The organism is Streptomyces sp. AB3(2024) (assembly GCF_041862025.1).
GTDB lineage: Bacteria > Actinomycetota > Actinomycetes > Streptomycetales > Streptomycetaceae > Streptomyces.
Map to the genome: position 1 here is coordinate 1 of NZ_JBGWAB010000105.1, position 14111 is coordinate 14111.

The 14111-nt window shown below is 72.5% G+C and carries 14 protein-coding genes and 1 pseudogene; 6 read left to right on the top strand and 9 right to left on the bottom strand.

Annotation, left to right across the window (positions count from 1 at the left end; translation table 11 throughout):
- Nucleotides 1-246: 246 nt before the first annotated feature.
- Nucleotides 247-678: a hypothetical protein gene (locus ACEPPI_RS30310; RefSeq protein ID WP_373918470.1), complete on the top strand. Its 432-nt coding sequence runs from the start codon at nt 247-249 to the stop codon at nt 676-678.
- A 27-nt stretch (nt 679-705) separates the two neighbouring features.
- On the opposite strand, the gene ACEPPI_RS30315 is transcribed toward ACEPPI_RS30310, so the two are convergent.
- Nucleotides 706-1383 (bottom strand): FadR/GntR family transcriptional regulator, encoded by a 678-nt coding sequence (locus ACEPPI_RS30315; protein WP_373918471.1) that lies wholly within the window; start codon nt 1381-1383, stop codon nt 706-708.
- 63 nt (nt 1384-1446) lie between these two features.
- Here ACEPPI_RS30315 and ACEPPI_RS30320 point away from each other — a divergent pair, with 63 nt between their 5' ends.
- The 4 genes from ACEPPI_RS30320 to ACEPPI_RS30335 all read left to right on the top strand — a co-directional run bounded on the left by ACEPPI_RS30320 (nt 1447) and on the right by ACEPPI_RS30335 (nt 3872).
- The gene (locus tag ACEPPI_RS30320) at nt 1447-2736 is read left to right on the top strand and encodes a CynX/NimT family MFS transporter (RefSeq protein ID WP_373918472.1); all 1290 of its coding nucleotides are present in this window, start codon (nt 1447-1449) and stop codon (nt 2734-2736) included.
- A 5-nt stretch (nt 2737-2741) separates the two neighbouring features.
- A complete protein-coding gene (locus ACEPPI_RS30325; RefSeq protein ID WP_254719129.1) occupies nt 2742-2861 on the top strand; it encodes an SGM_5486 family transporter-associated protein in 120 nt (39 codons plus the stop codon).
- A gap of 168 nt (nt 2862-3029) precedes the next feature.
- Nucleotides 3030-3257, top strand: coding sequence for a hypothetical protein (locus ACEPPI_RS30330; RefSeq protein ID WP_373918473.1), 228 nt, complete (start codon nt 3030-3032; stop codon nt 3255-3257).
- 93 nt (nt 3258-3350) lie between these two features.
- The gene (locus ACEPPI_RS30335) at nt 3351-3872 is read left to right on the top strand and encodes a histidine phosphatase family protein (protein ID WP_373918474.1); all 522 of its coding nucleotides are present in this window, start codon (nt 3351-3353) and stop codon (nt 3870-3872) included.
- A gap of 53 nt (nt 3873-3925) precedes the next feature.
- Here ACEPPI_RS30335 and ACEPPI_RS30340 read toward each other — a convergent pair whose 3' ends face one another.
- The 7 genes and pseudogenes from ACEPPI_RS30340 to ACEPPI_RS30370 all read right to left on the bottom strand — a co-directional run bounded on the left by ACEPPI_RS30340 (nt 3926) and on the right by ACEPPI_RS30370 (nt 10195).
- Nucleotides 3926-4729, bottom strand: coding sequence for a tryptophan 2,3-dioxygenase family protein (locus tag ACEPPI_RS30340; protein ID WP_373918475.1), 804 nt, complete (start codon nt 4727-4729; stop codon nt 3926-3928).
- Nucleotides 4722-5669 (bottom strand): diiron oxygenase, encoded by a 948-nt coding sequence (locus ACEPPI_RS30345; RefSeq protein WP_373918476.1) that lies wholly within the window; start codon nt 5667-5669, stop codon nt 4722-4724. The genes ACEPPI_RS30340 and ACEPPI_RS30345 overlap by 8 nt, the downstream gene beginning before the upstream one ends.
- Complete coding sequence (locus ACEPPI_RS30350) at nt 5666-6979, bottom strand: aminotransferase class I/II-fold pyridoxal phosphate-dependent enzyme (protein ID WP_373918477.1); 1314 nt, start codon at nt 6977-6979, stop codon at nt 5666-5668. The genes ACEPPI_RS30345 and ACEPPI_RS30350 overlap by 4 nt, the downstream gene beginning before the upstream one ends.
- The gene (locus ACEPPI_RS30355) at nt 6979-7785 is read right to left on the bottom strand and encodes an SDR family NAD(P)-dependent oxidoreductase (RefSeq protein ID WP_373918478.1); all 807 of its coding nucleotides are present in this window, start codon (nt 7783-7785) and stop codon (nt 6979-6981) included. Before ACEPPI_RS30355 ends, ACEPPI_RS30350 begins: the two co-directional genes overlap by 1 nt.
- A gap of 323 nt (nt 7786-8108) precedes the next feature.
- Nucleotides 8109-9308 carry a phosphoserine phosphatase SerB gene (serB, locus tag ACEPPI_RS30360; protein ID WP_373918497.1) on the bottom strand — a complete coding sequence of 400 codons (1200 nt, stop codon included), beginning with the start codon at nt 9306-9308 and terminating at the stop codon, nt 8109-8111.
- A 480-nt stretch (nt 9309-9788) separates the two neighbouring features.
- Nucleotides 9789-9989 (bottom strand): annotated as a pseudogene (locus tag ACEPPI_RS30365) (hypothetical protein); the annotation flags it as partial.
- Nucleotides 9989-10195 (bottom strand): hypothetical protein, encoded by a 207-nt coding sequence (locus tag ACEPPI_RS30370; protein ID WP_373918479.1) that lies wholly within the window; start codon nt 10193-10195, stop codon nt 9989-9991. The gene ACEPPI_RS30370 and the pseudogene ACEPPI_RS30365, both read right to left, overlap by 1 nt.
- A 242-nt stretch (nt 10196-10437) precedes the next feature.
- On the opposite strand from ACEPPI_RS30370, the gene ACEPPI_RS30375 reads away from it, so the two are divergent.
- Nucleotides 10438-12972 carry an FHA domain-containing protein gene (locus ACEPPI_RS30375; RefSeq protein WP_373918480.1) on the top strand — a complete coding sequence of 845 codons (2535 nt, stop codon included), beginning with the start codon at nt 10438-10440 and terminating at the stop codon, nt 12970-12972.
- A gap of 95 nt (nt 12973-13067) precedes the next feature.
- Here the strand turns inward: ACEPPI_RS30375 and ACEPPI_RS30380 are convergent, their stop codons facing one another.
- Nucleotides 13068-13721, bottom strand: a complete 654-nt coding sequence (locus ACEPPI_RS30380) for a transglycosylase SLT domain-containing protein (RefSeq protein WP_373918481.1) — start codon at nt 13719-13721, stop codon at nt 13068-13070.
- Between the last annotated feature and the right edge of the window lie 390 nt (nt 13722-14111).

A 14111-nucleotide genomic window follows, 5' to 3' on the forward strand; every position in this document is an offset into this window, starting at 1 on the left:
GCCCTCCGCCCCCAGCCCCCCCGCCCCCCCCCCCCCCCCCCCCCCCCCCCCCCCCCCCCCCCCCCCCCCCCCCCCCCCCCCCCCCCCCCCCCCCCCGTTTTCGCGGTCCGGGACCGGGGGAGCGGGGGTCCGTTCGATCAGATTTTCGCCGTCTGACCGGATCTTCCCGAGTCGAAAACCGGGACAGATGCCTGCAAACTGACCTCGTCGGGATCTTCCCGGCTGCTTCGGGGAGGAGGTACGGGCGTGCGCGCGAGGCGGAGCCGAGCGGTATCGCTGCTGGTCACCTCGGTGGTCCTGACCGGACTCCTGATCCCCGGAGCCACCGCGCAATCCGGCGGCCCGGACCCGGGTGCGGGCCCCGAAGCGGCCGCCCCGGCCACCGTGGACCTCGCCGACATCCCGGCCGAACCCCCCGTCCGGCCCGCGCCGGCCGCCACCCCGGAGCTCTTCGGCGCCGACTGCGACACCGAGATCGACGGCTCGCAGGTGACCGCGTACTGCCACAACGGCTACCCCGAGACCGACCTGCTCCGCCTCCACGTGGAGTGCGAGCGCTGGTGGGACCTGGACGGGGACGGCGCCGCCGTGTCCCTGGACCCGGCGGGCCGGGTCCGGCTCACCGGCCGCTGCTGGAAGGAGGTCCGCACGGCCTGGGTGAGCCACCAGCGTCCGTGAGGGCGGCCGGGGCCCGGCCCGTTGCGCTCAGCGTCCGCCCTTGCCGAGGCAGACGAAGGGGTAGCCGGCCGCCTCCGAGGCCGCCGCGTCCCCGTCTTTGCGCCGGACCGCCTCGATCAGCCGGGCGTGGTCCAGGTGGGCGGCCGGATCCAGCACCGTGCCGACGTCCGCCCGCAGCCAGTCCGCCACCAGGTCGCCCAGGTCCGCGTACAGCTCGATCAGCACGTCGTTGTGCGAGGCCGTCACCACCGCCATGTGCAGGGCGACGTCCGCCGCCACGAACAGCTCCGCCTCCCCGCTCGCCCACGCCTCCTCGCGCCGTGCCAGCAGCGCGTCCAGCTGGACCAGGTCCCGGTCGGTCCGCCGCTCCGCCGCCAGCCGGGCCGCAGAGGACTCCAGCGTCGAGCGCAGCTCCGCGATGTGCCGCGGGTCGGCCCCGGCGAAACGCCGGTGCATCACCCCGGCCAGCTCGCTGGTGGCGATCACGTAGGTGCCCGAACCCTGACGGATGTCCAGCAGCCCGTTGTGCGCGAGCGCGCGGACGGCCTCCCGCACGGTGTTGCGGGCGACGCCCAGCAGCTCCACCAGCTCGGGCTCGGTCGGGATCCGGCCCCCGACCGGCCATTCGCCGGAGGTGATCTGGTTCCGGAGCTGGGCGATCACCTGATCGACGAGCGCGGATCGCCTGGGCGAGGTCAGCGGCATGTGGGCAAGGTCCTCTCTGGGGCGACTGGACAACCAATCATCCCATGATTCTATGATGGTTCAATGTCCGACGAAGAAGTTCAGACCATGAACCGCCCGGAGGCCGTGCGCACCGCCGCGTACGAGCGCCTCCCCGCCTCCGCGCACGTCGCCCCCACGTGGCTCGGCCCGGTGCTCATCGTCGGAATCGTGCTGGCCGCCCTCAACCTGCGGCCCGCCATCACCAGCCTCGGCGCCCTCTTCGAGGAAACCAGGACCGGCCTCCACATGAGCGGCGCCGTCGCTGGACTGATCACCTCCGTGCCCGCCCTCTGCTTCGCGGTCTTCGGCGTCACGGCGCCCCGCCTCTCCCGCCGCTTCGGCCCCGCCGCCGTCGTCTGCGCCGGCATGGCCGCCGTCGCCGCGGGCCTGCTGATCCGCCCCTTCGCGGACAGCGCCGCCGGGTTCCTCGCCGCCAGCGCCCTGTCCCTGGCCGGCATAGCCCTGACCAACGTGCTGCTCCCGGTCATCGTCAAGCGCTGGTTCCCCGACCGCGTCGGCACCATGATCGGGCTCTACTCCATGGCCCTGGCCGCCGGCACCTCCCTCGCCGCCGCCGCTACCGTCCCTCTGACCTCCGCCCTCGGCGGCAACTGGCGCACCGGCCTGCTCGTCTGGGCCGTCCTCGCCGCCGTCGCCGTCCTGCCCTGGCTGCCGATCGCCGCCGCGAGCCGCCGGGAGAAGGCGGCCGCCCCCGCCGCGGCCGTGCGCGAGGACAAGGGACCCTCCGTCGTCCGCAGCCGCACCGCCTGGGCGCTCGCCTGCTACTTCGGCCTCCAGGCCACCGGCGCCTACGTCACCATGGGCTGGCTCCCGCAGATCTTCCGCGACGCCGGGGTCTCGGCCTCCACCGCCGGCGTGCTGCTCGCCGTCACCATGGTCATGGGCGTCCCGCTGGCCTTCGTCATCCCCGGCCTCGCCGGACGCATGCGCCACCAGGGCCCCATCGCCGTCACCCTCAGCCTGTTCGGTTTCGTCGGCTACCTCGGCCTCTACCTCGCCCCCGCCGCCGGAGCCTGGGCCTGGGCCCTCCTGCTCGGCATCTCCAACTGCGCCTTCCCGCTCGTCATCACCATGATCGGACTGCGCGCCAAGTCCCCCGCCGGGGTCGTCAAGCTCTCCGCCTTCGCCCAGAGCACCGGCTACCTGATCTCCATCCCCGGCCCGCTGGTCATCGGCACCCTCTACCAGCACAGCGGCGGCTGGGACCTGCCGCTCGCGCTGATGGCCGGGCTGCTCGTCCCCCAGCTGGTCCTCGGCGTCTTCGCGGGACGGGACCGCACGATCGAGGACGAATGCGGCATGCGAGACTGACCGGCATGTCGCCCGTACTCGAACCGAACCCCCAGAACGGTCACAAGAAGCTCGGCCTCGTGCTCGGCGCGATGCTGCTCGTGACCGTGATCATCGCCGTCATCGCCAGCCTCGCCTCCCCCTGAGCGCCCGCCCGGGCCCGGCCCCCAGACCCTGATGGTGGGGTTGTCCCCACCATCCCCTAGGGGGCCAGGCTCAGGGTCGGATGGGGTGTGACCCCGATGGGAACCGCTGCCACGGATCCGTAGATTCGAAGCAGCGAGCCCGTCCCAGCGCACACCCCGGAGGCGGCCATGTCGGCCACCACGCAGAGCCCATCCCTCCCCGCCGCCCGGCGCCGCCGTCCCGCGGCGCACGCGGGAGCGGGCACCCGGCTGCACTGGTGGGCCCTCGCCCTGCCCGCGCTGGCCTTCGGACTCCTGCTGCTCCTCCTCGCCGGCTCGGGCGAGGCCCAGGCCGCCACCCCGGATCCCTCCGGGCTGCTGCAGGTCAGCCGGCAACTGCTGCGCGCCGTCGGCTGACCCCCGCGCGCCGAGGCGTGCCCCCCCCCCGTCCTCGCGGAGGCCTCCCAACACCCTGCGCCCCGTGGCGCGTTTCGTGCGAAGCTGGGAGCCATGAGCGCCGACACACCCCGCAGGATCGTCCTCCTCCGGCACGCCAAGGCCGACTGGCCCGAGGTGTCCGACCACGACCGCCCGCTGGCGGAACGCGGCCGAAAGGACGCGCCGGCCGTCGGACTGAAGCTGGCCGAGACCGGCATCGCCTTCGACCTGGCCCTCTGCTCCACCGCCGCCCGTACCCGGGAGACCTGGAAGCTCGCCGTCCAGGAACTGCCGCACCGGCCGAAGACCCATTACGAGGAACGGCTCTACGACGCCTCGCTGGGTGAGCTCATCGCCCTGCTGAACGAGACCCCGGAGGAGGTGGCCGACCTCCTCGTGATCGGCCACAACCCCGGCATGCACGCCCTCGCCGACGCCCTCTCCGGGCGCGCGGAGGGCGACACCCTCGACCGGATGACCCGTACGGGCTTCCCGACCGCGGCGCTGGCCGTCGTCTCCTTCACCGGATCGTGGAAGTCCGTCGAGCACGGAGTGGGCACGCTGCTGGACTACTGGACGCCCAAGGAACACTGAGCCCGAGGGCCCGAGGCCGCCGCGCCCCGGGCCTCACCGGACGTCCGGTAACGTCACCGGGCGGGCAGCGGCGGGATGCCCGCGTCCCGCGCCTCCCACAGCTCCGGGTAGAAGCGCCGGTGGACCGCCGCCCGCAGATGGGCCACACCGCTGCTGCCCCCGGTCCCGGGCCGGCCGCCGATCTGCCGCTCCACGAGCTGCGCGTGGCAGGCCCGCCACTCGGTCCAGATCTCGTCGTGGTCCACCAGGACCTCCACCAGCTCCGACAGCTCCGCGAACTCCACCGGGTCACCGTCCCGGGGCGCCGCCGCGAGCCGCCCGAACGCCTCCCGCCGCTCCCGCGCCGTCCCCACCGCGAAACCGGCCTTGGCCAGCAGCGACACGAACGCCTCCCAGACGGTCGGCTCCGCGAGCCGCCCGCGCGCCCGCTCCCGTTCCCGCGGACTCAGCCCGGCGACGGCCCGCGCCCCGTGCTCCCCGCGCACCCAGTCCGCGCCGCACAGCCCCGCTATCTCCAGGTACTGCGCCGACTGCGCCCCGCTGCTGCCCCCGAGCGCCCCGCGAAAGGCGTGGAACTCCCGCGGTGGCATCCCGCGCAGCGGATGGATCCCCGCGATCAGCGCCCGCGTGATCACCGTGCTCCGCACCAGAGCGGCCCGCGCGGCCCGCGGATCACCCTCCAGCATCCGGTCGCGGGCGCCGGACAGATCGCGCAGCAGCTGCCCGAACCACAGCTCCTGCACCTGGTGGACCGCGATGAACAGCAGCTCGTCGTCCACCCCGTCGGCCAGCGGCACCTGGAGCGTCAGCAGCTCCGGCAGCCGCAGGTAGTCGGCGTACGTGACGTTCTCAGACATCGCTCTCCTCCGGTGCGCGCAGGCCGAACTCCGCGAACGCGTCCGTGACGCCGGGCAGGTCGAAGGCGTCGACCTGGGCGCACAGCCGCAGGGTGGAACGGGAGATCGTCTGGATGCGGTCCAGGGCCGCCCCACCCCCGTAGCTGTCCGCGAGCACCGCCTCGGTGCGGTCCTCGTCCAGACCGGCCAGGCGCAGCGACACCCGGACCGGCTCCAGGTCCCAGTCGAGCGCCGCACGGATCATCGCCGGCAGGGCACGGGCCGCCAGGACGCGCCGGCGCCCGTCGAGCCGGGCCCACAGCTCCAGGAAGAACGCCGAGAAGAAGCGGTGGTGGCGCCCCTCGTCCTTGGCGTGGTCGCGCATCAGCTCGCGCACCGTGCTCACCACGGTCGGGTCCTGCGGCACCTCGTTGAGCACGGCGGTGATCAGGGTCTCGAACACCACCGCCTGCAACTGCCCGGCCAGCACCGGGTCCTGTGGCAGCAGCCGCCGCCCGCTCTCCTGGAGGGCCGTGACGAACCCGCCGTAGTCGACGTCCGGCACGGCGATCCCGGTGACGGCCGCCACCTGATCGGCGAGGTCCAGGCTGTAGAGGGCGTGGTAGCCCTCGTCGCAGTACACCTTGAAGGCGTCCATCCGCAGCGCGGTCGGGAAGTGCAGCCCGCAGTTGCCGTTGGCGACCGGCTCGGCGGCCCCGTTGACCACCCGGGTCTCCAGGTGTGTCGTCGAGTGCAGGAACTGGTACAGGTGCCGTACGGAGATCTCGCGGACCCGCTCCGGGGCCAGCGCCTTCACCTCGGGGTGGGCCAGGTGCGGGACCAGGGCGTCCGGGAAGAAGACCCGGCCCTGCTCCGCCTCGGCGTGGAACACGCGGCGTACGCCACCCCGCACGCCGGCGGTCTCGTACCAGCGGTCGAGCGGACCGGGGGCCGTGCTCATGGGCGTCTTCCGTTCGGGGAGGAGGGGGAGGGGGAGGGGCACGCGGGGAGGGAGTCGGCGGGGGCGGCCTCCTCCCCGAGGGCCCCGCCCAGGTGGCCGGCGATCCGCCGGACCGCCTCCGCGACCAGGGGGGCCTCGACGGTGTGGCACAGCCGGAACCAGCCCGGTTCGGGCGAGCGGAACGCCCCGCCCGGCAGGATGCTGACCCTCGCCGTCTCGAACAGCTCCCGCCACAGCCGCTGTTCGGCCTCGAACCCGGCCCCGGGCAGCCAGCGGCGCAGGTCCAGCCAGACGGAGAACCCGGCCTCGGTCGGAACGTACGGGATCCGGTACGCGTCCAGGTGCGCGACGAGGTGCGCGTACGAGGACCCCAGCCGGCGGCGGCCCGCCGCGAGGAAGGAGGCCACCCACGCCGGGTCGGCCAGCAGGCCGGCGAGGGTGTGCTGGGTGGCGGTGGAGACGGGCGCGAAGTAGGCCATCGCCCGCGCCGCGTCCCGCACCCGGGGATCACGGGTGTGCAGGACGCCGGTCTTCAGTCCGGGCAGCCCGAAGTCCTTCGCGAAGCCCCAGACCACGTGGGTGCGTTCGGCCCAGTGCGGATTGACCGAGGGGTCGGCGGCGCTGGTGAAGGCGTGCGGGCCGAAGACGGCATGGGCGTAGATCTCGTCGGAGACGAGGTCCACGTCGTGCTCGGCGGCCACCCGCAGCAGCTCGGCGAGCACCCGGGGCGGGTGCACCTCGCCGAGGGGGTTGGAGGGGGAGGAGAGCGCGACCGCGCGTACGGTCGTCCCCTCCGCGGAGGCCTGCTTCAGGGCCCGGTCGACGGCCTCCGCGCTCAGCCGGAACCCGTCGGCCGGCTCCAGCGGGGCGGGCAGGATCCGGGCGCCGGAACGGCCCCCGAGGTCGGTGTCGAAGGCCCCGTAGTAGGGGGCGGGCACCACGATCGCCTCGCCCGGGTCGCACAGCACCGACGCGATCGCGTCCAGCGCCCCGGTGGCGCCGCTGATCACCACCAGGTCCTCGGCGTCGAGCGGCGTACGGCAGGTCGCGGAGAGCAGCGCCGCGACGCGCTCGCGCAGTACGTCGGTGCCGTGCAGGGGCGCGTAGCGGGCGGTGGACTCGGTCATCGGCTCCAGCGAGGCCAGCCGGCCGTCGAGGAGGTCCCACAGGAGACGGTTCTCCGCGGTACCCAGGTTGAGGTAGCCGCCGGGGCGCTCGTCCGGGTCGTACGGCTCGGCCTCGGCCAGGAAGTGCGCCTCGGCGATGGCGGGGGTGTCGGCGAGCAGCCGTGCCGCCTGGCGGGAGACCATCAGGCCCTCCCGCTGTCCACGTCGGCGCCGGTGAGCAGGCCCGGATGGACCCCGAGGCCCATCGAGGCGTCGATGACGGCGCCGTGCAGGGCCGCCGCGTGCTCGCCCGCCAGCCACCACACCTGCTCGGCGATCTCCCGAGCTTCGATCATGCGGCCGCGCGGCAGTCGCATGGTGAGGGCGGAACGCTCCTCGGGCGAAAGCCCGTCCAGGGTGCTGGCCTTGAACATCGTGGTCTCCACGGCACCGGGGCACAGGGCGAAGACCTGCACCGGGGTGTGCACCAGCTCGGCCGCGAGGTGGCGGGTCAGGTAGGTGAGGGCGGCCTTGCTCATCCCGTCGGCGGGGTGGAAGCCGGGGAACTGGAAGATCCCGCCGCCCACGCTGGAGATGTTGATGATCTTCCCGAAGCCGCGCTCCAGCATGCCGGGCAGGAGCTGCTCGCTGAGCCAGAGCGGGCCCACCGCGTTGATCTGGAAGAAGGCCGACGCCTTGTCCCGCTGCGGCCCGTCGCTGTACCGGTCGATGGTCTTGGAGCCGACGGCCGCGTTGTTCACCAGCACGTCCACCGGGCCGGGCAGCCGCTCGACCAGCTGCTCGTGGTCCTCCCAGTCACCCTGGCTGAAGGGGAACGCCTCCACCTTGGCGCGACCGGTGAGCGCCAGCTCCTGCACCAGCCCCTCGGCCCGCTCCCGGCCGTTGCGGTAGGTGAACCAGACCGTCCAGTCCTCTTCCGCCGCGAACCTCTCCACACAGGCCCGGCCGATTCCTCCCGAGCCTCCGGTGACGAGCACACTTCGAGCCATCGCTGCTTCCCCTTGACGATCAAGAATGACCGAGAGCCGCCGCCGCGTCCGCAGCAGCGCAGTCGGAGCATTTGTCGCACAGGGGGGTGTCGAACTCTTGCGATCCGGCTGGAAGTTGGCTGGAGGAGCGGCCGAGATCCTGCGGCGTCGCAGGTCACAAGGGGTGTCTCGGCTCCCGGTCGGACGCCGGTGGCCCGATTCCTTCTAGCGTTCCTGAGGGCGTCCGCGAGCGCCTCCGGGCCTCCGTGAGCGGGCCGCACCGTGGAAAGAGAGAAGCCCGGCCGGGAGGACCCGGCCGGGCGGCGTGAAGGAACCGGTGGGGATCAGGCCAGGTCGGCCGCTTCCACTTCCTCCCGGGTGATGCCCAGCAGGTACAGCACCGCGTCCAGGAACGGCACGTTCACCGCGGTGTGGGCGGCCTCGCGGACCACCGGCTTGGCGTTGAAGGCCACGCCCAGCCCGGCGGCGTTCAGCATGTCCAGGTCGTTGGCGCCGTCACCGATGGCCACCGTCTGGGCCAGCGGCACACCCGCCTCGGCGGCGAAGCGGCGCAGCAGACGGGCCTTGCCCGCCCGGTCCACGATCTCGCCGGTGACCTTGCCGGTCAGTTTCCCGTCGACGATCTCCAGGGTGTTCGCCGAGGCGAAGTCGAGCCCCAGCCGCTCGCGCAGGTCGTCCGTGACCTGCGTGAAGCCGCCCGAGACCACGCCCACCTGGTAGCCCAGCATCTTCAGGGTCCGGATCAGGGTGCGGGCCCCGGGGGTCAGCCGCACCTCGGAGCGGACCTTGTCCACCACCGACGCGTCCAGCCCCGCGAGCAGCGCCACCCGGGCGTGCAGGGACTGCTCGAAGTCCAGCTCCCCGCGCATGGCCCGCTCGGTCACCTCGGCGACCTCGGCCTCACAGCCCGCGTGGGCGGCGAAGAGCTCGATGACCTCGTCCTGGATCAGGGTCGAGTCCACGTCCATCACCACCAGCCGCTGCGCCCGGCGGTGCAGGCCCGCCGACACCACGGCCACGTCGACGCCGATCTGCGCGGCGGTGGTGGCGAGGGCGGTGCGCAGCGGCTCGGTCTCGGCGCCGGAGACGGCGAACTCGACCGCCGTCACCGGATACTTCGCGAGCCGGAAGATGCGGTCGATGTTGCCGCCGGTCGCGGTGATCCGGGCGGCGATGGTGGCCGTGGACTCCGCGGTGAGCGGGTGTCCGAGGACGGTGACGTGGGAACGGCCGCTGCCGCGCGGCCGGTTGTCACCGGTGCCGGAGAGGATCTCCGCCTGGAGCTTGAGCGACTCGGCCCAGCTGTGGACGGTGGCCCGCAGCTCGCCCTCGGAGCCGGCGGCGGGCCTGGTGACGAGAACGCACAGGACGATGCGGCCGCGGGTGACGACCTGCTCGATGTCGACGACATCGACGGAGTAGGCGGCGAGGGTGTCGAACAGCCCGGCGGTGATCCCGGGACGGTCCTTGCCGAAGATCTTGACGAGGAGGGTGGGGACGTCGGAGGTCTGCGAAGCGCTCATGGTGCCCTCACCGTATCTTCCCCACCCGACGCACCGGACCCCCGTCCCACTTCCTGAACGCGCCACGCCGTTTCCCGCCGCGCCGGACGCCACCGGCCGGCCCCGAGGGCCCCGGGACTCCCCGCCGCCGTGGCCTCGGCGCGGCCCGTCCGGAGGGGGGGGCGGCTTCGGCGGCGGTGGGGTGCCCGGTGGGGGAGGAGGGGTGAACGGGGGCCGCCGGGGCGGGCGGGGCGGTCGTGCGGGGCGGGGCGGTCGTGCGGCGCGGGGCGGGAGCCCGGTCACGGTCACGTCCAACGAGACCCCGGGCTCCCGGTACGGGCCGGGCCCGCCGGCCGGCGGCCGCGGCGCGGGCCACCGCGTCGGCGCGTCGGGGTCCGGGGCGGGGTGGGCGGCGGGACCCCGCCCCGGACCGCGCCGTCCGGCCAGTACCGCTCCCGCCGCCCCGGCCGCCGCGCCCCACGCCGACCCCAGCACCAGGGCGTACCCCGCCTGCCCCCGCAGCTCGACCCCGGCGTCCACCAGGTCCACCCCGAGCACCGCGAGCGACGCGTCCGCCGACAACCCCGTCAGCCACACCAACCCCGCCAGCGTCACCCCGCTCACCGCGCCCAGCCGTACCGCGGACGGCAGGATCCCGCGCACCGGGCTCCGTACGGCCGCCAGCACCCCCGCGTACAGCATCAGCAGCCCTGCCCCCAGCGCCAGCAGCCACACCCGCCCATCGCCAGCACCACCACGGCCGCGGTCATCGCCGCCCACGACCCTCCCGCCGCACCGGCGCCCACGAGGCGCAGCCCCAGCGCGGCCACCCCCGCCATCGCGGCCGTCGACCACCCCACGGCGGCGAACCCGGACAGCAGTACGTCTCCCCAGCGGATGCGGCGCATCCGGTGACCCCCGATCACTACCGAGCGGTAATCTGCGGGACGTCCGTCCGGAAGCCGGGCCGAGAAGTCCCCTATCTCACTCTCCGGGTGGCTTTCGACCCCGTCAACGGGCCTACGGGGACGCCCTCGCAAGGCCCCGATTCCACATGTGGCCGCAGGCCTGAAATAGTTCCCCCGGATGTTCGCCATCCCTAGACTCCCTGGCATCAGGGGGATTCTCGGGGGACCTAAGTGGGGCTGGAGTGCCGGAACTCGTACTGGAATTGAATGGAAGGACCTGGACGCTCGATCCGTCCAGGTCGTACTCGCTGGGGCGTGATCCCCAGGGAGACGTGGTGATCGATGACGCCCGGGTGTCGTGGCGGCACGCCACCATCACCTGGAACGGCCGGGGTTGGGTCATCGAGGACCACGGCAGCACCAACGGCACCTACGTGCACGGCGCGCGGGTCCAGCAGACCGAACTCGTGCCCGGCACGCCGGTTCACCTCGGCAACGCGACCGACGGGCCGCGGCTGAATCCGACCGGTGCCGCCGCACAGCAGCAGGTGCAGCAGCCCGCCTACCAGGCCCCGGTCGCCCAGCAGCAGGCCCCGGCCTACCAGGCCCCGGTCCAGCAGCAGGCCTGGGATCAGCAGCAGCACCACCAGGCTCAGCAGCACCAACCGCAGCACCAGCAGCCGCAGCACCACCAGCAGCCGCCGCAGCAGCCGTACGTACCGCAGCAGCAGGGCGGTCCGGCGCAGTCCGCCGCCCCGGCCGCCCACGGCGGGGACCGCAGCCCGACGACGTTCCACCAGATCGCCGTCGGCCACGTCATGCGCATCGGCCGTGCCCTGGAGAACGAGCTCGTCGTCTCCGACCTCCAGGTCTCCCGCCACCACGCGGAGTTCCGCTCCACCGGCGGGCGCTTCGAGATCCACGACCTCGGCAGCCACAACGGCACCTACGTCAACGGCCAGCCGCTGCCCAAGTCCGGCAGCACCCTGCTCGGCCCGAACGACATCGTCGGCGTCGGCCACTCCACCTTCCGGATCGTCGGCGACCGCCTCGAAGAGTTCGTCGACACCGGTGACGTCTCCTTCTCGGCCCGCCACCTCACGGTCACGGTCGACGGCGGCAAGCAGATCCTCAAGGACGTCACCTTCGGCGTCCCGGAGAAGTCGCTGATCGGTGTCATCGGCCCCTCCGGCTCGGGCAAGTCGACCCTGCTGAAGGCGCTGACCGGCTACCGGCCCGCCAACGAGGGCGACGTCCTCTACGACAACCGCAACCTGTACAAGCAGTTCGCGGAGCTCCGCCAGCGCATCGGCCTGGTCCCGCAGGACGACATCCTGCACAAGGAACTGAAGGTCAGCACCGCCCTGAAGTACGCGGCCAAGCTCCGCTTCCCGGGCGACACCGCCGAGTCCGAGCGCGCCGCCCGCATCGACGAGGTGCTGCGCGAGCTCAAGCTCGACATCCACAAGGACAAGAAGATCACCTCGCTCTCGGGTGGTCAGCGCAAGCGCGTGTCCGTGGCCCTGGAGCTGCTCACCAAGCCGTCGCTGATCTTCCTGGACGAGCCGACCTCCGGCCTCGACCCGGGCATGGACCGCGACGTCATGCAGCTGCTGCGCGGCCTCGCCGACGACGGCCGCACCGTCCTCGTCGTCACGCACTCCGTCGCCGAGCTGTCGCTCTGCGACAAGCTGCTGGTCATGGCGCCGGGCGGATCCGTCGCCTACTTCGGCCCGCCGGACGAGGCGCTGAACTTCTTCGGCTACACCACCTGGGCCGACGTGTTCTCCGCCTTCGAGAACTACCGCGACTACGACTGGGCCGGCCGCTGGAAGGGCTCGCAGCACTACCAGCTCTACGCCGCCGACCTCGACGCGGTCGCCCCGCAGCAGGTCGCGATGCCGCCGCAGCAGATGATCCCGCCGAAGCCGCAGGGCTGGGGATCGCAGCTGTGGACGCTGATGCGCCGCTACACCTCGGTGATCGCCTCCGACAAGGGCTTCCTCGCCCTGATGCTGCTGCTGCCCGCGGTCCTGGGCGTCGTCTCCATCGTGATCCCCGCGAAGTTCGGCCTGGCCCCGCCGACCCCGCCGAGCCGCTTCAACGGCGACGCCGGCACGATCATGCTGATCCTCGCGGTCGGCATGTGCTTCTCGGGCGCGGCCAACTCGGTCCGTGAGCTGATCAAGGAACGCGTCATCTACGAGCGGGAACGCGCGACCGGCCTGTCCCGGTCGGCGTACCTCATGTCGAAGGTGATCGTCCTCGGCCTGATCACGGCCATCCAGGGCGTGATCATCTGCGCCATCGCCTTCACCCCGCGCAAGCTGCCGGCCGAGGGCCTGTTCATGAACCCGGCCGTCGAGCTCTGCATCTCGGTCACCGCGCTCGGCTTCACCGCGATGATGTTCGGCCTGGTGATCTCCTCGCTGGTGAAGACCGCCGAGAAGACCATGCCGCTGCTCGTCATGTTCGCGATCGTCCAGGTCGTCTTCACCGGCATCCTGTTCCAGCTGTACGACAAGATCGGCCTGGAGCAGTTCGCCTACCTGATGCCGTCCCGCTGGGCCATCGGCGCCGCCGGCACCACCCTGAACCTGGGCAAGCTCATGGCGCCGTGGGACATGCAGAACCCCACCAACACCGACCCGCTGTGGGACCACACCACCGGCCAGTGGTTCGTGGACATCTTCGTCCTGCTGCTGCTCGGCGTGATCTGCGGCTTCGCGGTGGCCCGACTGCTGCGCCGCCACGAGCCCGAGGTCATGCGCAAGTAACGCGACCGGCGGGGGCCCGCCCCCGCACGCGAACGCCTCAGGGCGGCACCCGGAAGTCCGGGGGCCGCCCTGAGGCGCATGGGGGTACGCGGTGCCTAGTAGGCGCTGTTCACGTTGTCCATCGAGCCGTAGCGGTCGGCGGCGTAGTTGCACGCGGCGACGATGTTCGCGACCGGGTCGTACAGGTCGAACTTGGTGCCCTTGACGTGGTACGCCGCGAAGGTCGGCTGGATGACCTGGAGCAGGCCCTTCGACGGGATGCCGTTCTGGGCGTTGATGTCCCAGTTGTTGATCGCGCGGGGGTTGCCGCTCGACTCGCGCATGATGTTGCGGTGGATGCCGGCGTAGGAGCCCGGGATGTTCTCCTTCTTCATGATGAAGAGGGCTTCCTTGATCCAGCCGTCCAGGTTGTTCGCGAAGATCGGGGTGCGGGCCGCGGAACGGCTCGCCGCCGCCTTCTGCTCGCGGTCCTTCTTCGCCTGCGCCTCGGCCTTCGCCTTCGCGGCGTCCTTGGCCTTCTGGTCCGCGACGAGGTGCTGCGCGTTGAGGTTCTGCTTCACCGACTGGGTCCAGGCCACGGGGGCCACGGACACGACCGTCTCCGGCCGCGCCTGGGCGCCGCCGTCACCGGCACCGGCCGGGACGAGGGAGAAGGCGACGGCGGCGGCACCGAGCGTGGCGACACCGGCGAGGGAGAGCTTGTGTGCCTTCGTCAGACGACTGTGACCGGGAGTGCTGGAAGCAGACATGGCGGGGCAACCTCTCGACGGGGGCACCCCGTGGGAATCATGGGGCGGTGGCCGCATGGCAGCGCCGCGAGGATCCGGGATCCGGCGGCGCTGGGCGACGTCGACATTCTTAGCGGCGGCAAAATCGCCTGGCAAAGGTGTGACGTACGATCCCGCTTAGTGGATCAGGCCCGGTGGCCCGCGCCCCGACGAGGCCCCCGGTGCAAGGCACGCCCGCACTGACAGCGTCTTTATGTGTCCACTAGGCGGCTTCGTAAGTGATGTGCGTCCTATGCGAGGGCTCACATCGGCCGCACGGCAACCTCACCCAGAGTTGCACCAGCAACGCACGGTGTCACCGAGGTCCGCCTTGAGGACGGGCAGGACTCCCGCCGCCTCCTCCTCCGGGTG